Here is an 18,846-nt window from a genome sequence, read left to right on the forward strand (position 1 = left end):
CTGTTTAGAGGAGTAACAAAAATGAATGAAAAAAAAGTTATTTTATATACGAAAGTACATTGTCCACTTTGCGATGAAGCGCATAAACTATTAGGGAACCTGCAATCTCAATACGCTTTCCAGATTGAAGAGGTGGATATATATCAAGACGACACCCTCATTGAAAAATACGGTCTAATGATTCCTGTTATTGAAATAGACGGAAAAGAAATCGATTATGGCAAAATTTCGATTGATATCGTAAAGAAAGCGCTTACTAATTTTTAATAAGTAAAAAATGTTGAAATGCTATACAGCAATTTGGTACTATAAATGTGCCAGAAACAAAATTGAACTTTTTCTAACAATTGAGACTGGCATGTTTTAAGAAGCTCTTAACTGGGTAAATTACAGATGTTAAAAAGATACTTGGGTAAAACCAAGTTATTTTCTTAAGCTGATGGGACATAAAACGACTAACTGGGACATTATTAGTCCAATGCTAAAAAACGCCGATACGATCGTATAATTCCGAAAGATCAGGAGAATGTGCAATGAAGAAGCTAATAGAAGTTCAAAAGAAATTGCTGCCAGACCTTCTTGAAACGATGCGGAAACGGTACAGCGTTTTGAATGTAGTTAGGATGCATGAACCCATCGGAAGAAGAAGTTTGGCATCTGCACTTTTTATGACAGAACGGGTTTTACGATCTGAAGTTTCCTTTTTGAAAGATCAAGGGCTGTTGACGATTCAGACATCTGGAATGTCGCTCACAACAGAGGGGCATGATATTTTAGTAGAACTTTCTGAAATGATGAAAGAATTGTCAGGGTTGCATGTTTTAGAATCTGGTCTAAAGGAAATGTTAAACTTGTCGGAAGTCATAGTGGTACCAGGTGACAGTGACCAAGAGTTATGGGTTAAAAACGATATGGGGAAAGCGGCTGCTGATCGAATAAAACGACAGCTGACGACCAGAAACATTATTGCTGTTACTGGCGGAACAACGCTTGCTTCTGTGGCTGAAATGATGACTCCCGCACAAAAGGTACAGCAATTGTTAGTCGTACCAGCTCGCGGAGGTCTTGGTGAAAAGGTTGAGAACCAAGCAAACTCGATTTGTTCAACAATGGCTCAAAAGGCTAACGGAGAATACAGATTGCTTCATCTTCCTGACTCACTCAGCAAAGAAACCTATCTATCTCTCATGGATGAACCTGGCGTCAAAGAAGTAATGGAACTCATCCACTCTGCCAGTATAGTGCTTCACAGCATTGGTGATGCTAAAACAATGGCAGAACGCAGGAATTCAAACGCTTCTCTTTTAGAAAAGCTGGACAAAGAGAAGGCAGTTGCCGAAGCATTTGGCTACTACTTTAACCAGCATGGAGAAGTTGTTCATCGTGTCCGGACAATCGGACTTCAGCTAGATGATTTGCAAAATAGTGATTTTATCATGGCTGTAGCCGGTGGTTCATCAAAAGCAAATGCGATTGCAGCTTTTATGAAACACGGTCCTAAGAAGGTTTTGGTTACAGACGAAGGAGCTGCCCGCAAGCTTTTGGGGAGCTAAAGGTATTTTGCAAGTCTGCTTAATTTGTTAATAAGGGTTTTTCCCTTTTTATAAAAAATATTTCTCTCTTACACAAGGAGGTCATTTTAAATGGCAACAAAAATTGGTATTAATGGTTTCGGTCGTATTGGCCGTAATGTATTCCGTGCAGCATTAAACAATCCTGCGGTAGAAGTTGTAGCAGTAAACGACTTAACAGATGCAGACACACTTGCTTTCCTTCTAAAGCATGACACAGTGCATGGTAAATTAAATGCAACTGTAGAAGTGAAAGAAAACGCACTTATCGTAGATGGTAAAGAAATTAAAGTTTTAGCAGAACGTGATCCAGCACAGCTTGGCTGGGGAGAACTAGGAATTGAAGTTGTTGTTGAATCAACTGGACGCTTCACAAAGCGTGCTGACGCTGCAAAACACTTAGAAGCTGGCGCTAAAAAAGTTATCATCTCAGCTCCTGCATCTGACGAAGACATCACTGTTGTTCTTGGTGTTAACGAAGACAAGTATGATGCTGCTAGCCACGATGTTATCTCTAACGCATCTTGTACAACTAACTGTCTTGCACCGTTCGCAAAAGTTCTTCATGAGAAGTTCGGTGTGAAGCGCGGTATGATGACAACTGTTCACTCATACACAAACGATCAGCAAATTCTTGATCTACCACACAAAGATCTTCGTCGTGCTCGTGCGGCTGCTGAGAACATCATTCCTACATCAACTGGAGCTGCAAAAGCAGTATCTCTAGTGCTTCCTGAATTAAAAGGTAAGCTAAATGGTATGGCTATGCGTGTTCCAACTCCAAACGTATCACTCGTTGACTTAGTTGCTGAACTTGATAAAGACGTAACAGTAGACGAAATCAATAACGCACTTAAAGAAGCAGCAGAAGGAAACCTTAAAGGAATTCTTGGCTATTCTGAAGAGCCGCTTGTATCTACTGACTACAATGGCGACACTCATTCTTCTACAATTGATGCCCTTTCTACAATGGTAATGGAAGGCAACATGGTAAAAGTAGTATCTTGGTATGATAACGAAACTGGATACTCAAATCGTGTTGTAGATTTAATTGACTACATCGCTAAAAAAGGACTTTAATAGATAGAGAAGAACATTAAGGAGGGGGAGAAGTCATTACAAGATGGCTTCTACTCCTCTTTCCCATGTAAAACCACTCTTCTATTTTTGTGACTGTCAGGAGGTTACTGTACTTATGAACAAAAAAAGCGTTCGTGACATCGATTTAAAAGGCAAAGTTGTTTTTTGCCGAGTTGATTTTAACGTACCGATGAAAGATGGAGAAATTTCGGATGAAACGCGTATTAATGCAGCTCTTCCAACCATCAAATACTTAACAGAGCAAGGTGCTAAAGTTCTTTTAGCGAGTCACTTGGGCCGTCCCAAAGGCCAAGTGGTTGAAGAACTTCGTTTAGATCCAGTTGCACAGCGTTTAAGTGATCTTCTTGGAAAAGAAGTCATCAAAACGGACGAAGCATACGGACCAGAAGTGGAAAAAGCTGTTTCAAATCTTGAAGAAGGCGGAATTGTCCTGCTCGAGAACGTTCGTTTTTACCCAGGTGAAGAAAAAAACGATCCGGAACTTGCAGAAAAATTTGCAGCTTTAGCTGATGTTTATGTAAACGATGCTTTCGGAGCAGCACACCGTGCACATGCTTCTACAGAAGGAATCGCTAAGCATCTTCCAGCCGTTTCAGGTTTATTAATGGAAAAAGAACTTGAAGTACTAGGAAAAGCTCTCTCTAATCCTGACCGTCCTTTCACTGCTATTATTGGCGGTGCAAAAGTAAAGGATAAGATTGACGTTATCGACAATCTGCTGGACAAAGTAGATAACCTGATCATTGGCGGAGGGCTTGGCTATACTTTTATCAAAGCCTTGGGTTATGACGTAGGTAAATCACTTTTAGAAGAAGATAAAGTCGAAACTGCGAAAGCCTTTATGGATAAAGCGAAAGAAAAAGGCGTTAACTTTCTTATCGCTGAAGATGTTTTAGTTGCGGATGACTTTTCTAATGATGCTAACACTAAAGTAGTTGGCATCGATTCAATCCCGTCTGATTGGGAAGGTCTTGATATCGGAACGAAAACAATCGAAAAGTACGTAAAGGTTATCAAGGAATCGAAACTTGTAATATGGAATGGACCAATGGGTGTGTTCGAAATTGACGCGTTCGCAAACGGAACTCGCGCAGTCGCAAACGCACTTGCAGAATCACCAGACACCTACAGTGTTATCGGTGGCGGAGACTCAGCTGCAGCCGTTGAAAAGTTCGGTCTTGCAGATAAAATGAGCCACATCTCAACAGGCGGCGGAGCGTCCCTTGAGTTCATGGAGGGGAAACAACTCCCTGGTGTAACTGCACTTAATGATCGATAATTTTTAAAGAGGTGAAAGTGTATGCGTAAACCTATTATTGCTGGGAACTGGAAGATGAACAAAACATTATCAGAAGCCCGCAGCTTTGTGGAAGAGGTAAAAAATCTTGTTCCATCTGCAGAGACTGTTGATTCTGTAATCTGTGCTCCTGCACTTTTCCTTGATTGTTTAGCAGACGAATCAGAGGGTACTCCTCTTGCAATCGGTGCTCAAAACATGCACTTTGAGGAAAGCGGTGCTTTTACAGGTGAAATCAGCCCTGTGATGCTGAAAGATTTAAACGTTCAATATGTTATTTTAGGACATTCTGAGCGCCGAGAACTTTTTGGTGAAACGGACGAGCTTGTAAATCAAAAAACACATGCAGCATTCAAACATAGCTTAACGCCGATCGTTTGTGTGGGTGAAACACTTGATCAGCGTGAAGCAGATCAAACAAAAGACGTGGTAAAACAGCAAACAGAAAAAGGACTTCAAGGTTTATCTGATGACCAAATGAAGCAAACGGTTATCGCATATGAGCCAGTATGGGCGATCGGTACTGGGAAAACGGCTTCATCTGAAGATGCAAATGAAGTTTGTGCATACATCCGAAGTGTTGTGGCAGAACAATTCTCCCAAGATGTAGCAGATGCAGTACGTATTCAATATGGCGGAAGTGTAAAGCCTGATAATATTAAGGAACTGATGGGTATGTCTGATATCGATGGTGCATTAGTCGGTGGAGCAAGCCTTGATCCAAAATCTTACCTTCAGCTTTTGGAGGGTGTTAGCCGATGAATAAAAAACCGGTAGCTTTAATCATCTTAGACGGCTTTGCTTGCCGTAATGAAGAAAAAGGTAATGCTGTTGCACAGGCGAAAAAGCCCAACTTTGACCGCTACTGGGAAACGTATCCGCACGCACAGCTGACTGCCTCTGGTGAGGCTGTTGGTCTTCCAGAAGGTCAGATGGGAAACTCTGAAGTTGGCCATTTAAACATAGGTGCTGGCCGTATTGTTTATCAAAGCTTGACCCGTGTGAATCTAGCGATCAAAGAAGGCGATTTTTATGAAAATCAAACCTTTATCGACGCTATGAATCACGTAAAAGAAAAAGGAACGGCGCTTCATATTTTCGGATTACTGTCAGATGGGGGCATTCACAGCCACATCGAGCACATTCTTTCATTGCTTGAGCTTGCTAAAAAGCAGAACGTTGAAAAAGTATACCTTCACGGCTTTTTGGACGGACGAGATGTTCCTCCTCAATCAGCAAAAGGATATATTCAAACAACAATCGATAAAATGAACGAGCTTGGTGTAGGGCAAATCGCAACATTGTCAGGCAGATATTATTCGATGGACCGCGACAAACGCTGGGATCGTGTGGAAAAAGCATACCGTGCAATTGCTTATGGAGAAGGACCGGATTACAAAGATCCCTTCGAAGTTGTTGAAGACTCTTATAGCAATGGAGTTTATGATGAGTTTGTTCTTCCATCTGTTTTAAAACAAGAAAACGGTGAACCGGTTGCGACTGTTCAGGATAATGATGCAGTTATCTTCTGTAACTTCCGTCCTGACCGTGCGATTCAAATCTCACAAGTGTTTACGAACGAAGATTTCCGTGGATTTGACCGCGGAGAAGCATTCCCGAAAAACCTTCATTTCGTATGTTTAACGCATTTTAGTGAAACAGTTGATGGGGATGTAGCTTTTAAGCCGACAAACCTGGATAACACACTTGGAGAAGTTTTATCACAGCAAAATTACAAACAGCTTCGAATTGCCGAGACAGAAAAGTATCCACATGTAACGTTCTTTTTCAGCGGAGGGCGTGAATCTGAGTTTCCTGGAGAGACTCGCATTTTAATCGATTCTCCTAAAGTGGCTACGTATGACTTAAAGCCTGAAATGAGTGCTTATGAAGTGACGGATGCTCTTTTAAAGGAAATCGAAGCGGATAAACATGATGCAATTATCTTGAACTTTGCAAACCCTGATATGGTAGGGCACTCAGGAATGCTGGAGCCAACGATTAAAGCCGTTGAAACCGTAGATGAGTGTTTAGGTAAAGTGGTAGATGCGATTGTTGCAAAAGGCGGTGCTGCGATCATCACAGCTGACCATGGTAATGCAGACGAGGTTGTTACTATGGAAGGCAATCCGATGACCGCTCATACAACAAATCCTGTGCCGGTTATTGTGACCGGAGAAGGTCTGGAACTGCGCCAAGATGGTGTTCTTGCGGATTTAGCACCAACTGTATTAACATTACTAGGTGGTAAACAGCCAAAAGAAATGACAGGTAAAACGTTAATAAAGTAAACCAGACATACGGTGAGGCGTTGCAAAGGGCCCTTGTACGTCTACGTCATTTGTTCTTTGGTTAAAACAAAAAATACTTACTTAAAGGAGAGAATGTTATGTCAACAATTATTGAAATTTATGCTCGCGAAGTTCTTGACTCTCGCGGTAATCCAACAGTTGAGGTAGAAGTTTATACAGAATCAGGCGCTTTTGGTCGTGCAATCGTACCAAGCGGTGCTTCTACTGGTGAATACGAAGCAGTTGAGCTTCGTGACGGAGACAAAGAGCGCTATCTTGGAAAAGGTGTTCTTAACGCAGTAAACAACGTAAACGAAAACATCGCTCCTGAACTAATTGGTTTTGACGTATTGGACCAAGTTGGAATCGACCAAACATTGATCGAGCTTGATGGTACAGAAAACAAAGGCAAGTTAGGTGCTAACGCAATCCTTGGTGTTTCCATGGCTGCTGCACACGCTGCTGCAGATTTCTTAAACGTTCCTTTATACATGTACCTTGGAGGATTCAACGCGAAGTCTCTTCCAGTTCCTATGATGAACATCCTAAACGGCGGAGAGCACGCTGATAACAACGTTGATATCCAAGAATTCATGGTAATGCCTGTTGGTGCTGAAACTTTCTCTGAAGCACTTCGCATGGGTGCTGAAATTTTCCACAGCTTAAAAGCAGTTCTTAAAGCAAAAGGCTTAAACACAGCTGTAGGTGATGAAGGCGGTTTCGCTCCTAACTTAGGATCTAACGAAGAAGCACTTCAAACAATCATGGAAGCGATCGAAAAAGCAGGCTACAAGCCAGGTGAAGAAGTACGCCTTGCAATGGACGTTGCAGCTTCTGAGTTGTTTAACAAAGAAGACGGCAAGTACCACCTTTCTGGTGAAGGCGTTGTTAAATCATCTGAGGAGATGGTTGCTTTTTACGAAGAGCTTGTTAACAAGTACCCGATCGTTTCTATCGAAGACGGACTTGATGAAAACGACTGGGATGGCTTTAAGCTATTAACAGACCGCATTGGTGACCGCGTACAGCTTGTTGGTGACGACTTGTTCGTAACAAACACAACAAAGCTTTCTGAAGGCATCGAAAAAGGAATCGGTAACTCAATCCTTATTAAAGTAAACCAAATCGGTACATTGACTGAAACTTTCGATGCGATCGAAATGGCTAAACGCGCTGGCTACACTGCAGTAATCTCTCACCGTTCTGGTGAATCTGAAGATAGCACAATCGCTGACATCGCAGTAGCAACAAATGCTGGACAAATCAAAACAGGTGCTCCATCACGTACAGACCGCGTTGCAAAGTACAACCAGCTTCTACGTATCGAAGACGAGCTAGGTAACTTAGCCGTATACCCTGGTTTAACAGCATTCTACAACTTAAAGAAGTAATAGGGGACAGACCCCATACAAAGACAAACCCGCCATTTTGTCTTTGTGGAAAAGACAGCCCCCGAACAGGTGTGCATACTCACCTGTTCGGGGGCTTCACTTTTATTCATACATATTACGTACGTACAGCCATTTCCAAAAATGCTGCTGCTTATCGGGAACGATCGTTAGAATGAAGGATGGTAGCAATGAGCATTGAGAAACTGATCATGAGTGAGATGGTTTCAAAGACGGTCATCTGGTATCCCTCCAATCTTGTTTCCATTAAGATTTGTAGATTAAGGGTTGTCCTATACACTAAAAAATAGAATTTTGGAAAAAAATAATCAAAATGCTTACCCATTAAGTTATGCATTGCAGGTTCATTTTTTTTCCATAACTCATAAAAATACAGTAGATTATCGCACTTGCTTGAATAATTAATTTCCTTATTTCTTCTATTTTTCTTTTATTTCAGATAAAATGCTTGTAACAAGTTATTGTTTTGTTCGGGGGAATTTTAATGAATCAAAGCTTATATATACGAGTGGAAGCTGGAGACCCTTATGATTTAGGCAGTTTGTTTCCTATTAAGCCTGAGGGCCAGCGCTTAACATTTGGCAGGTCATCACATACAAATGAAACGGATATATCATTCATCAGTCCGTACGTATCACGCAATCATGTTGAAATTTTTCTAAACAACGGTGAGCCGTTTATTTGTGATATGAATTCAAAGCACGGAACAGATCTAAACAACCAATCTTTAGATCCGAATGTACCTCATCGGCTTCAATCAGGTGATATTATCAGTCTAGCTAAAGGTGCAGTGCTTTTTACCTTCTTAAATACAGATTCCAGTGATGCTGATTTAACGATGGAATTTACTTCCCCGATTCAGCCGGCTGAAACGAAAATAGCGAAGGGACTCCATATTATTCCGGAGCGCCGGCAAATTAATATCGATGGTGAACCTTTATTTTTATCAGGGAAACATACAGATTTGCTTGTCTTTCTTTATCGGAAAAAGAATCAGGCTGTCAGTACAGATGAAATCAAGATTCATATTTGGCCGGAGAGAATCCTGCCAGGGTCCAACCAAATTCCTGACGTTGGAAACGACGAGATCAATGCGCTCGTATACCGTTTGAGAAAAAAACTTGGAATCTATGGAGATGCAATTGTTACTGTTCCACGTTACGGATATATGCTTCAACTTTAAATAAAATCTTAAGAAAACTGGCAAAAAAGTGCGATTATAGAACACTTTTAAGCCAGTTTTTTCTTGTCCTGCTATTTCTAATACAAAAATAGATGTCTTTTAAGTAAAGACAAAGCTCAAATTAAATGATATCCACGGTAAATCCAAATATATCCACGGAAATCGCCCATAATTCCAAGTTAAATTAATTTTATCCACACTTACGAGCGATATATCCACGTTACATACTATTTTATCGATTTTCCGACAAATCTCTTCAAGTCCCAAGCGCCATTTGACGTATCAAATCACACCGTTCACGAATTTTTCTGAAACTTATCATTTCCTTATGACAAAAAAATCATCTAAAAGCCATTTTACCTATTTACAAAAGAGAGTAAATTAAGTAAAAGGAAAAAACTCTTTTTCTTATACTGTTTTTTTCCATATAGGTGTGGTGAAGATTAAATGAGGGTAGAGGAAACTATACAACAGCGAAAAGACAGAACGTTTAGATATCATTTGTATCTGGCATTTATTATTCTATTATTTACGATTCTTATTGTTAAAGCTTACGAATTACAAATCACAAATGGTAAAGAAGCACGATTGAAGTCGGAAACTTATCAAGATGTTGTTGTGAAGAAATCCATATTCAACGACCAATATTATTCCTCCCTAAAGGACACACCACTAAAAAAAGGCATAAAATCAACTAAAGAACAGTAAAATGAATATGGGGGATGTCCTCATAACAGCGAAGAGGGGATGTTTATGATGCAGCCACTTAAACAAGAATCTCCGGATGGTGCAGAAAAGAAACAAGAAAAATTAAATCCAATCAGTTTCATTGGAAAAGTGAAAGAATCAAAGGGAAATGTTTTTACGATTATTCATAAGAAAACAACGATGAAAGTCCAGCTCGATGCGAAAACAGAACTGCTGGATGGAGATAAGGCGCTGGATATTGATCCTGATGAAGCGGTCCAGCCAGGAGTAACCGTTCAAATCATTGGTTTGCTCAATAAAAGGCTTAATGTCATTAAAGCTGTGCGACTATATATTTTTCACAAAGAATTTGATATGAATTACCTTGGGTCAAATTAAGTTTCCAGCTAAAGAAAACTAGGCTGAGATATTATTTGAACTTATATTATCGCCTTTTAACTTGTCCGCACAAGGATATCACCCTGTTAATTAGATATACTTATTGATTGTGTAAAAAAACTTTGCCTCGTCCTTTCCACTATGATACATTTATAGTAACGTAACGTGGAACGGTGGAGGTGTAACATTCATGCTAGCAGCAGTAAAAATCCTTCTTATTTTAGTATCAATTGCTCTAATTACTGTCGTTGTTCTTCAATCAGGTCGTTCGGCTGGGTTGTCAGGTGCGATTACAGGTGGTGCTGAACAGCTTTTTGGTAAGCAAAAGGCACGCGGTCTTGATGCATTGCTTAGTAAGCTAACAGTTATTCTTGCAGTTTTGTTTTTTATTTTGACTGTAGCAGTCGCATATTTCTTATAAAAAAATGCAATCAAAGCAACAGGTGGATTTATTCCTCTGTTGTTTTTTATTTTGGTCAAAATTCGATTCGTACCCAATCTTTTATTGAGTATGATATGATTTGATACGTACATAAAAGGGTAATCTAAAGTCAAAAAGGTGGTAGCATGATTGGCTGTCTTTGTTTACACGGTTTTACAGGCGGACCCTATGAAATTGAACCCGTAACGGATTACTTATCCCAAAATACGGACTGGGTTTTATCCATCCCAACCTATCCAGGTCACGGGACCAAACTTTCTCTAAAAGGGATTACACACATAGAATGGTTAGAAGCAGCGGAAAAAGCATACTTAGAACTACGGAAAAAAGCAGATCAGATTTATATTGTCGGGTTTTCAATGGGCGGGATGATCGGAGGATATCTCGCATCAAAATACGGCTGCGACAAATTGATTTTATTAAACGCAAGTGCGTACTATTTAAATCCAGGCCAGATGATCAAAGATATAGCAGATATGATGATCATCGGGTTAAGAGGCGGATTAAAGGATCATGAACTTTATCATAGATACAGAAAAAAGTTGCTGGATACACCTTTTAGTGCCACAAAAGAGTTTCGGAAGCTTGTAAAAACACTTAAGCCCTCAATGTCAAATATAGAGGCTCCCACATTGATCGTTCAAGGCGAATGTGACGGTCTAGTTCCAAGAAAGAGTGCAGAGTTTTTATATGCTGCGATTGCAGCCTCCAATAAGAGAATTTGTTATTTTAAAGAATCAAAACACATGATTTGTCACGATGTTGAAAAAGAGCAATTAATCGATGAAGTTTATCAATTTTTACTGAACGAATAGGAGAGAAAACAACATGAAAATCACAGCACCAAAACCTTTTTTCTTTGAAGGTGGAAAACGGGCCGTTTTAATGCTGCACGGATTTACAGGCAGTTCTGCGGATGTCCGAATGATGGGGAGATTTCTGCAAAAAAAGGGCTACACTTGTCATGCTCCGCAGTACAAAGGACATGCAGTGCCTCCTGAAGAATTGGTTCACACAGGTCCTGATGAATGGTGGGAAGATGTAATCGGGGGCTACAACCACTTAAAAGAACAAGGATATGAAGAAATTGCGGTTTGTGGACTTTCACTCGGCGGCGTCTTTTCACTAAAATTAGCCACACAACAGCCTGTAAAAGCAGTCATACCAATGTGCGCTCCTATGTCGATCAAGAGTGAAGAAGTGATGTATAGAGGGGTTTGCGAGTACGCTCGCGAATATAAAAAACGTGAGCAAAAATCACCAGATCAGATTGAACGAGAAATGGAAGAATTTGAAAAAACACCAATGAATACATTAAAAGCACTGCAAGACCTTATCCAAAGCGTAAGAAATTCAGTGGATATGGTATATGCACCCACCTTTGTGGTGCAGGCTAGACATGATGAAATGATTAATACCGATTCTGCAAATATTATATTCGAAGAAGTGGAAAGCGATAAGAAAGATTTAAAATGGTATGAAAATTCCACACACGTTATTACATTGGACAAGGAAAAAGAACAGCTGCATGAAGATGTTTATGCGTTCTTAGAAGACCTCGATTGGTCAGAATAACACCTTTTCCACACAAAAGGAGGTCAGTTTTTGGAAAAACTACAAATACTCCAGCTCATGAAAGATTCGGATAAGCCGATGACAGTTACCGAAATTGAAGAAGCCCTTCAACTGCCTGATGCAAAAGCTTTCAAAGAACTGGTTTTATCATTAAATGAATTAGAAGATGAAGGTGCGCTGGTACGAACCCGTACAAACCGCTACGGTCTTCCAGATAAAATGAATCTGATTAAAGGCCGTGTCCAAGGCCATGCAAAAGGCTTTGCTTTCTTAATTCCAGAAGAGGAAGACCAAAAAGACGTTTATATTTCACAGCATGATATGAACGGTGCAATGAGCGGGGACACAGTCCTTGTTCGATTAAATAACACTTCTTCAGGTTCGCGTCCAGAAGGAACGATCATCCGCATACTCGAGCGCGGTGTTACAGAAGTAGTAGGAACGTTTCAGGAAAGCCGCCGATTTGGATTTGTAGTCGCGGACGATAAACGAATTCCGAATGATATCTTTATTCCGGCTGAAGGTGTAAATGGTGCGATCGAAGGACATAAAGTTGTTGTTAAAATTACGAAATATCCGGAAGGTAAAAACAGCGCTGAAGGAGAAATCATCCACATCATCGGTCATAAAAATGATCCTGGTGTAGATATTATTTCTGTTATTTTCAAACACGGCTTGCCGCGTGAGTTTCCTGTAGAAGCTTTAGAACAAGCTCACAATACGCCAGATGAAATCGATCCGAAAGATATTGAGGGACGAAGAGATCTTCGCAGCGAAACGATCGTTACGATTGATGGCGCGGATGCTAAAGATTTGGATGACGCTGTTCATGTCATTAAACTTCCGAACGGTCATTACAAGCTTGGCGTTCATATCGCCGATGTTACGCATTATGTAACAGAAGACTCCGCTATTGATAAAGAAGCACAAGAACGTGGAACAAGTGTATACCTTGTAGACCGTGTTATCCCTATGATTCCGCATCGTCTATCAAACGGGATTTGCTCGCTCAATCCAAAAGTGGATCGTCTGACAATCTCCTGCGAAATGGAGATTAATCATGATGGGGAAGTTGTAAAACACGAGATTTTCCCGAGTGTTATCAAAACAACTGAACGTATGACATATACAGATGTTCGAAAAATTCTTCAAGACGAAGACGAAGAGGTAACGAACCGCTACGAACCGCTTATTCCATTCTTTAAACTCATGGGCGAACTTGCAGAAGTTTTACGTAAAAAGCGTTTTGCCCGAGGAGCGATCGACTTTGATTTTTCTGAAGCAAAAGTACTGGTGGATGAAAACAGCGATCCTAAAGATGTGGTCTTGCGAGAACGGTCAGTTGCTGAAAAGCTGATTGAAGAATTCATGCTTTGTGCGAATGAAACGATTGCTCAGCATTTCCACGAGTTAGAGCTGCCATTTATGTACCGTATCCACGAAGACCCAGATGAAGGTAAACTTGAACGCTTCCTGGAATTCATCGGAATGTTTGGATACGCACTCAAAGGTTCTGCGAGTGACATCCACCCGCGAAGCCTTCAGCAGCTTCTTGAGACAATTAAAGGTGAGCCAGAAGAAATGGTGATCAGCAAGATCATGCTTCGCTCAATGAAACAAGCGAAATATGACCATATGTCACTTGGTCACTATGGTCTGGCGACAGAATTCTATACGCATTTTACTTCGCCAATCCGCCGTTATCCTGATTTAATCGTACATCGCTTAATTCGTACGTATTTATTCCAAAAAGACACAGGACCAAAAACAGTCAGCCACTGGAAAGCAGAACTGCCGGGAATTGCGAAGCATTCATCAGCCATGGAACGACGTGCGGTAGACGCTGAACGTGAGACAGACGAGCTGAAAAAAGCACAGTTCATGGTCGATAAAATTGGCGAGGAGTTTGATGGAGTAATCAGCTCTGTAACAAATTTTGGGCTGTTCATTGAGCTTCCGAATACCATTGAAGGACTCGTTCATGTCAGTTATCTAACAGATGACTATTACCGTTTCGATGAAAAATTCATGGCAATGATCGGTGAGAGAACAGGGAATGTCTTCAGAATTGGTGATGAAATTTCAATACGAGTTGTGAATGTTAACGTAGACGAAAGAGCAATTGATTTTGAAATCGTTGGCATGAAAGGAACACCACGAAGACGCCATAAAGACCGTCAGCAAGTAATTGACACTGGTGATCAAGCGAAACGCGGACGCGGAAGAAGAGGCAAGAGCCGAACGAATGAATCAGAACGATCCAATGGTCCGCAAGATTCTAAAAAAGGTAAGAAAAAGCCGTTTTATAAGCCCGTCGCGAAAAAGAAAGGCAAGAAAAAGAAGAAATAAACTGCATGATAATCAAGGTTCATCTGTAAGGGTGAACCTTGACGTTATTTGACCAAATTGTTATAATTGGGGTTCACTTGCTGTGGGGAGGATTGAGTTACATGCCAAAAGGAGAAGGTAAAGTCGTCGCACAAAATAAAAAAGCGCGGCACGATTACCATGTCGAAGAAACATTTGAAGCTGGAATTGTCCTTCAGGGCACGGAGATCAAATCCATTCGCGCAGGACGGGCAAACTTAAAAGATTCATTCGCCCGTGTGCAAAACGGCGAGTTGTTTTTACACAATATGCATATCAGCACATACGAGCAGGGAAATCGCTACAACCATGATCCGCTTCGTACACGTAAGCTGTTATTGCATCGTAAGGAAATCAACAAGCTTTTAGGTGCAACAAAAGAACAAGGCTATTCGATTGTTCCTTTGAAAATGTATCTTAAAAATGGCTTTGCAAAACTACTGATCGGTCTTGCAAAAGGTAAGAAGCATTATGACAAGCGTGATGATCTGAAGAAAAAGGATGCAAAGCGTGAAATCGAGCGTGCATTCCGAGATCGTCAAAAAGTCTAATTGGTTCTTCTTACAGGAACTTACAATTGAGACAAAGCCACAAGAATGTTATACTAATTACACAAGTGAATAAGAGCAAATAAGCTTTTATCTCTCTCCGTGGTTCAGCAGGATTAATTTCTTGCACCATTTTATAATGGGGACGTTACGGATTCGACAGGGGTAGTTTGAGCTTAAGTTGCGAGTCGAGGGGGTCGGCCTCGTTAAAACGCCACAGCCAATAACTGGCAAACAAAACAACAACCTAGCTTTAGCTGCGTAATAGCACTTTAGCTGTTCCTCCCTCCATCGCCCATGTGGTAGGGTAAGGGACTCACTCTTAGTGGGCTACGCCGGTTGTCCTCCGCCTGAGGACGATGGAAGAGAATAATCAGGCTAGCGGTCCGGACGCCTGTCGGCTGGCAGATGGATTCGCGAAATGCGAATAAACCGACTACACTCGTAGAAGCTTAAGTGCCAATATCTTTGGACGTGGGTTCGATTAGGATTAGTCGCCTTGTGTGGTAACACATAAGTGAAAATCCGGCTTTATCGGTGAAACCTAACCAGTGGAAATCTTCACTGCAGGGCAATGCCGAGTGGTATGTGGAGCAATCCAACAGCCATGTATCGACTTATAGGCTGCCGGTTTTTGGTAGTACTAGGATACGAAATTCTGCTTGGATACAAGTAAATTTATGTTTCGTATAATACGCCGGGGGACCTGAATATCAGGTTCAAGATATAGTCAGTGCCATGACGAAAGCATGGAACAACATGTCCCACCGTCTCCACCAATACATAGGTGGATACAGACCAACATTCATTTGTTGGTCTTTTTTATATCTCAAAAAAAGCTTCTTAAGGTGAATTAATAAAGTGGATTTATGTGAACTTTAAAGCTTACTAATAAAAAAACTAAATATTTTCCCTGAAAATAAGAAATATAGACAGGTAACCTATGCCTTTTTAAGACTTATTACATATAATACATGGACAAGAAATAGTCAATATTATTTTCAGGAGGAAAATTTTTTGAATTGTAAGAATAACATACTCTCGGCTCGAGAGGTAGCACAATTTTTATGTAAGCGTGTCATAGTCAATGAAGGATTTGCTGACATTGAAATAGAGGGTAAACTTGTCTGCGTTGGAAGAGATTTCATTGCGATCAAAACAGACGACAAAGAAGTGTTCTATTTACCACTAAATAATGTTAGAAACATTTCAGTAGTATCTGACAAGAGCTGCTGCAATACAGATCGAAAAAAAGTATGTAATGATAATTTCCGAAGTATTTTAAGGAAGTTAATCAATTGCAAGGTAAGGGTTAACGATGGAGGCGATACTGAAATTGAAGGCGTTCTTACAGCTGTTAACCGCCAATCCATTCAAATTGTTGAGGAAGAAAGTTTAAATATTGTAACCATCCCAATTGGGTCCATTAACTTTATTACTCAAGCGGGCGAACTGAGTGACGATGAAAGCAGTAATTGCAGAATTTTATGCTGTAAAAAAGAAGATCCTTGCGGAAGAAAGAAACATGATTGCAAGAAAGAGTCTTCTTCTAAATGCTGTAAGAAAGAGTCCTCTTCTAGTTCACACATTGTTTGGTGTAAAAAAGAATCTTCATCTTCTAGTTCATCCGATTTTTGTTGCAAAAAAGAATCTTCTTCTTCCAGCTCGTGCAAGGAATCTTCTTCAAGCCATAATCATTGGAAGAAAAAGAAAAAACACAAAAAAAGTAATTGCGCAAATTTAGAATCCCGAGGCTGGTTTAAACTTTAATAAGATCAATTCCCTGTTTTTCGAAAACAGGGCTTTTTTTGTTCTATCAGAAAGTATAACTTGTTTGCATGAAGATTTTCGACTTAGCAAGTTTAAGTAGAAAGTATAAGGGCAACTAAGGCTGTCGCAAAAGACTTGGCGCAGCCTAGTTTTCTTTAAAGTTCTACTATCCATAACTTCATGAATCGTAGTCTATCCAAAAAGATCCAGGACTAATGAATATAGAAGTCATAACGATGTACTTAAGCCATTAGCTTACCTCTATGAAGTAATATATCTGCTTTCGTATATGATACCTCTCTTAATAAAAAAGCACTAGATCCGCATTAAAGGTCTGTTCATTTTATTGTAGTTTTTTTATTACGTGTTAATTACTGAGTCATTGAGCTGTAACAGTATACAAAGTTTCCCTAACATCTACCATAAGCAGAATACCTTCATTCATACTCCATATATGTTATGCTAGTACCTTATTGCTTTTAAAGTGAGTTATTATTGGAGGTTTATTATAATTGCGCAGCCCAGTCCTATTTTCATATACAAACAAAAATATCCAATTTGGATACATAGAGAAATTCGGTCTCGCTTTAAGCTCAACATAAAAATAGGATGATTGGTAAATCTTAAGTGTATCCATTTTGAAGATAAGGGGGATTATATTTGAATTTTGCACATTTTAAAGAAAGAAGTGTTTATTATATATCGTTATTGCTAACGATTATATTTATCGTTTGGGGAATCTTCTTTAAAAAGAGTTTAGCGAATGTAACGAACCACATTTACAACTATTCCATAGATTCCTTAGGCTGGATCTATCTTGCCTCAGCCTTGTTTTTCGTCTTATTTTCGGTTTATATCTTTTTCTCAAAATATGGACGTATCCGATTAGGAGAGCCAACAGACCGGCCAGAATTTAAAACATCATCATGGCTAGCAATGTTATTTGGCGCTGGAATGGGAATTGGAATTGTCTACTGGAGTGTCGCCGAACCAGTTACTCACTATGTAACCCCTCCATATGGGGAAGGCTATACAGATGCTTCTGCAAAATTAGCGATGAAGTACACGTTTTTTCACTGGGGACTTCATCCTTGGGCAATTTATGCGGTAATCGGATTAGCTCTTGCCTTTTTTCAATATAACAAGAAACTGCCTGCATCGATTAGTTCAGCGTTCTATCCTTTACTAGGCGATAAAATTTATGGACCGATTGGAAAAACGATTGATATCCTCGCTGTTTTTGCAACAGTTTTTGGTATTGCTACTTCATTAGGATTTGGAGCATTACAAATAACAGGCGGACTTCACGCCTTACTAGATGTTCCAAATACCCTCACTGTTCAAATTATCGTCATTGCCGTTGCGACGGTTCTTTTCTTAATCTCTATTACAACAGGATTAGAAAAAGGCATTCAATACCTGTCAAATACAGCTATGATTTTATCGTTCTTAATCATGCTATTGGTGTTGGTGCTAGGTCCAACATTTGTTATCTTCAACCTGTTTTTTAATTCAATGGGAAATTATTTAAATGATTTTATCCAAATGAGTTTGAGATCAGCACCATTTAGCAAAGGGGAATGGATTGGAAACTGGACGCTGTTCTACTGGGCATGGTGGATTGCTTGGGCACCATTCGTCGGAATGTTTATCGCACGCGTATCGAAAGGCAGAACGATTAAAGAGTTTATTGTAGGAGTTTTGGTTGTTCCAACTCTGGGCACTTGTTTTTGGGTAGCTATCTTCGGTGGAACAGCCCTTGATATCGTTCATAACTTAGGGAATCATGAATTAGCAAAAAAAATTGTAGATAACGTTTCACTTTCAATCTTTTATTTGTTTGATTACCTTCCGCTTAGTTCATTATTAAGTGTGATAGGTTTCGCCGTCGTCATTACGTATTACATCACAGTCGCTGATACATCGACATTCGTATTAGGGATGCTGAGTGAATCAGGAAACTTGAATCCTTCCAATAAAATAAAGATAACATGGGGAGTGATTCAATCTCTAGTAGCGGTCGTATTGCTGGCAGCAGGAGGGCTTACTGTATTACAGACTGTTTCTATTGCTACAGCACTTCCGTTTGCGATTATCATGGTATTTATGTGCTGGTCTTTAATAAAAGGACTAAGAAATGAGTACAAAAAAAATATTCAGAATGAAAAAATACAAAAATAATAAATAGTAAACACCAAGAAACCCC

18 protein-coding genes and 1 other RNA gene are annotated in these 18,846 nt (G+C 40.0%); 18 read left to right on the forward strand and 1 reads right to left on the reverse strand.

Annotated features, from left to right (window positions below; translation table 11 throughout):
* The first annotated feature begins 21 nt into the window (after positions 1 to 21).
* The 7 genes from RGB74_RS03915 (at position 22) to eno (ending at position 7,651) form a co-directional block, all read left to right on the forward strand.
* Entirely contained in the window at positions 22 to 267 is a 246-nt protein-coding gene (locus RGB74_RS03915) for a glutaredoxin family protein (RefSeq protein WP_310761687.1), read from the forward strand.
* A gap of 266 nt (positions 268 to 533) precedes the next feature.
* Complete coding sequence (locus RGB74_RS03920) at positions 534 to 1,553, forward strand: sugar-binding transcriptional regulator (RefSeq protein WP_310761688.1); 1,020 nt, start codon at positions 534 to 536, stop codon at positions 1,551 to 1,553.
* Between the two features lie 90 nt (positions 1,554 to 1,643).
* Positions 1,644 to 2,651: a type I glyceraldehyde-3-phosphate dehydrogenase gene (gene gap / locus RGB74_RS03925; protein ID WP_310761690.1), complete on the forward strand. Its 1,008-nt coding sequence runs from the start codon at positions 1,644 to 1,646 to the stop codon at positions 2,649 to 2,651.
* A 115-nt stretch (positions 2,652 to 2,766) separates the two neighbouring features.
* Entirely contained in the window at positions 2,767 to 3,951 is a 1,185-nt protein-coding gene (locus tag RGB74_RS03930) for a phosphoglycerate kinase (RefSeq protein WP_310761691.1), read from the forward strand.
* Between the two features lie 21 nt (positions 3,952 to 3,972).
* Entirely contained in the window at positions 3,973 to 4,731 is a 759-nt protein-coding gene (gene tpiA / locus RGB74_RS03935; RefSeq protein ID WP_310761692.1) for a triose-phosphate isomerase, read from the forward strand.
* Entirely contained in the window at positions 4,728 to 6,260 is a 1,533-nt protein-coding gene (gpmI, locus tag RGB74_RS03940) for a 2,3-bisphosphoglycerate-independent phosphoglycerate mutase (RefSeq protein WP_310761693.1), read from the forward strand. Before tpiA ends, gpmI begins: the two co-directional genes overlap by 4 nt.
* A 98-nt stretch (positions 6,261 to 6,358) precedes the next feature.
* A complete protein-coding gene (gene eno, locus RGB74_RS03945) occupies positions 6,359 to 7,651 on the forward strand; it encodes a phosphopyruvate hydratase (protein WP_310761694.1) in 1,293 nt (430 codons plus the stop codon).
* Between the two features lie 151 nt (positions 7,652 to 7,802).
* Here the strand turns inward: eno and RGB74_RS20095 are convergent, their stop codons facing one another.
* Positions 7,803 to 8,006, reverse strand: coding sequence for a putative holin-like toxin (locus RGB74_RS20095; protein WP_396136014.1), 204 nt, complete (start codon positions 8,004 to 8,006; stop codon positions 7,803 to 7,805).
* 147 nt (positions 8,007 to 8,153) lie between these two features.
* On the opposite strand from RGB74_RS20095, the gene RGB74_RS03950 reads away from it, so the two are divergent.
* The 11 genes from RGB74_RS03950 (at position 8,154) to RGB74_RS04000 (ending at position 18,821) form a co-directional block, all read left to right on the forward strand.
* On the forward strand, positions 8,154 to 8,852 hold the full coding sequence (locus RGB74_RS03950; protein ID WP_310761695.1) for an FHA domain-containing protein: 699 nt from the start codon (positions 8,154 to 8,156) through the stop codon (positions 8,850 to 8,852).
* Between the two features lie 447 nt (positions 8,853 to 9,299).
* The gene (locus RGB74_RS03955) at positions 9,300 to 9,560 is read left to right on the forward strand and encodes a hypothetical protein (RefSeq protein ID WP_310761696.1); all 261 of its coding nucleotides are present in this window, start codon (positions 9,300 to 9,302) and stop codon (positions 9,558 to 9,560) included.
* Positions 9,561 to 9,605: 45 nt separating this feature from the next.
* On the forward strand, positions 9,606 to 9,938 hold the full coding sequence (locus RGB74_RS03960) for a hypothetical protein (protein ID WP_310761698.1): 333 nt from the start codon (positions 9,606 to 9,608) through the stop codon (positions 9,936 to 9,938).
* Between the two features lie 190 nt (positions 9,939 to 10,128).
* Entirely contained in the window at positions 10,129 to 10,359 is a 231-nt protein-coding gene (secG, locus tag RGB74_RS03965) for a preprotein translocase subunit SecG (RefSeq protein WP_310761699.1), read from the forward strand.
* A gap of 146 nt (positions 10,360 to 10,505) precedes the next feature.
* The gene (locus RGB74_RS03970) at positions 10,506 to 11,195 is read left to right on the forward strand and encodes an alpha/beta hydrolase (RefSeq protein ID WP_310761700.1); all 690 of its coding nucleotides are present in this window, start codon (positions 10,506 to 10,508) and stop codon (positions 11,193 to 11,195) included.
* A 13-nt stretch (positions 11,196 to 11,208) separates the two neighbouring features.
* Complete coding sequence (locus RGB74_RS03975; protein ID WP_310761701.1) at positions 11,209 to 11,955, forward strand: alpha/beta hydrolase; 747 nt, start codon at positions 11,209 to 11,211, stop codon at positions 11,953 to 11,955.
* Positions 11,956 to 11,985: 30 nt separating this feature from the next.
* Positions 11,986 to 14,304 carry a ribonuclease R gene (gene rnr, locus RGB74_RS03980; protein ID WP_310761702.1) on the forward strand — a complete coding sequence of 773 codons (2,319 nt, stop codon included), beginning with the start codon at positions 11,986 to 11,988 and terminating at the stop codon, positions 14,302 to 14,304.
* Positions 14,305 to 14,405: 101 nt separating this feature from the next.
* Positions 14,406 to 14,873, forward strand: a complete 468-nt coding sequence (smpB, locus tag RGB74_RS03985; protein WP_066292503.1) for an SsrA-binding protein SmpB — start codon at positions 14,406 to 14,408, stop codon at positions 14,871 to 14,873.
* 146 nt (positions 14,874 to 15,019) lie between these two features.
* Positions 15,020 to 15,357, forward strand: a transfer-messenger RNA (tmRNA) gene (gene ssrA / locus RGB74_RS03990).
* Between the two features lie 530 nt (positions 15,358 to 15,887).
* Positions 15,888 to 16,640, forward strand: coding sequence for a hypothetical protein (locus RGB74_RS03995; RefSeq protein WP_310761703.1), 753 nt, complete (start codon positions 15,888 to 15,890; stop codon positions 16,638 to 16,640).
* 660 nt (positions 16,641 to 17,300) lie between these two features.
* Entirely contained in the window at positions 17,301 to 18,821 is a 1,521-nt protein-coding gene (locus RGB74_RS04000) for a glycine betaine uptake BCCT transporter (protein ID WP_310761704.1), read from the forward strand.
* Positions 18,822 to 18,846 lie beyond the last annotated feature (25 nt).

The sequence above is a fragment of the Bacillus sp. NEB1478 genome (assembly GCF_031582965.1).
Taxonomy (GTDB): domain Bacteria; phylum Bacillota; class Bacilli; order Bacillales; family Fictibacillaceae; genus Fictibacillus.

What these genes read in the sequence shown, in the direction of transcription:
- tpiA (WP_310761692.1), top strand. Translation starts at nt 3,973, where the DNA reads ATGCGTAAACCTATTATTGCTGGGAACTGGAAGATGAACAAAACATTA.
- smpB (WP_066292503.1), top strand. Translation starts at nt 14,406, where the DNA reads ATGCCAAAAGGAGAAGGTAAAGTCGTCGCACAAAATAAAAAAGCGCGG.
- RGB74_RS03975 (WP_310761701.1), top strand. Translation starts at nt 11,209, where the DNA reads ATGAAAATCACAGCACCAAAACCTTTTTTCTTTGAAGGTGGAAAACGG.
- RGB74_RS03970 (WP_310761700.1), top strand. Translation starts at nt 10,506, where the DNA reads ATGATTGGCTGTCTTTGTTTACACGGTTTTACAGGCGGACCCTATGAA.
- RGB74_RS03955 (WP_310761696.1), top strand. Translation starts at nt 9,300, where the DNA reads ATGAGGGTAGAGGAAACTATACAACAGCGAAAAGACAGAACGTTTAGA.
- RGB74_RS03915 (WP_310761687.1), top strand. Translation starts at nt 22, where the DNA reads ATGAATGAAAAAAAAGTTATTTTATATACGAAAGTACATTGTCCACTT.
- RGB74_RS20095 (WP_396136014.1), bottom strand. Translation starts at nt 8,006, where the DNA reads ATGCATAACTTAATGGGTAAGCATTTTGATTATTTTTTTCCAAAATTC.
- gpmI (WP_310761693.1), top strand. Translation starts at nt 4,728, where the DNA reads ATGAATAAAAAACCGGTAGCTTTAATCATCTTAGACGGCTTTGCTTGC.
- secG (WP_310761699.1), top strand. Translation starts at nt 10,129, where the DNA reads ATGCTAGCAGCAGTAAAAATCCTTCTTATTTTAGTATCAATTGCTCTA.
- RGB74_RS03950 (WP_310761695.1), top strand. Translation starts at nt 8,154, where the DNA reads ATGAATCAAAGCTTATATATACGAGTGGAAGCTGGAGACCCTTATGAT.
- RGB74_RS03960 (WP_310761698.1), top strand. Translation starts at nt 9,606, where the DNA reads ATGATGCAGCCACTTAAACAAGAATCTCCGGATGGTGCAGAAAAGAAA.
- RGB74_RS03920 (WP_310761688.1), top strand. Translation starts at nt 534, where the DNA reads ATGAAGAAGCTAATAGAAGTTCAAAAGAAATTGCTGCCAGACCTTCTT.
- RGB74_RS03930 (WP_310761691.1), top strand. Translation starts at nt 2,767, where the DNA reads ATGAACAAAAAAAGCGTTCGTGACATCGATTTAAAAGGCAAAGTTGTT.
- gap (WP_310761690.1), top strand. Translation starts at nt 1,644, where the DNA reads ATGGCAACAAAAATTGGTATTAATGGTTTCGGTCGTATTGGCCGTAAT.
- eno (WP_310761694.1), top strand. Translation starts at nt 6,359, where the DNA reads ATGTCAACAATTATTGAAATTTATGCTCGCGAAGTTCTTGACTCTCGC.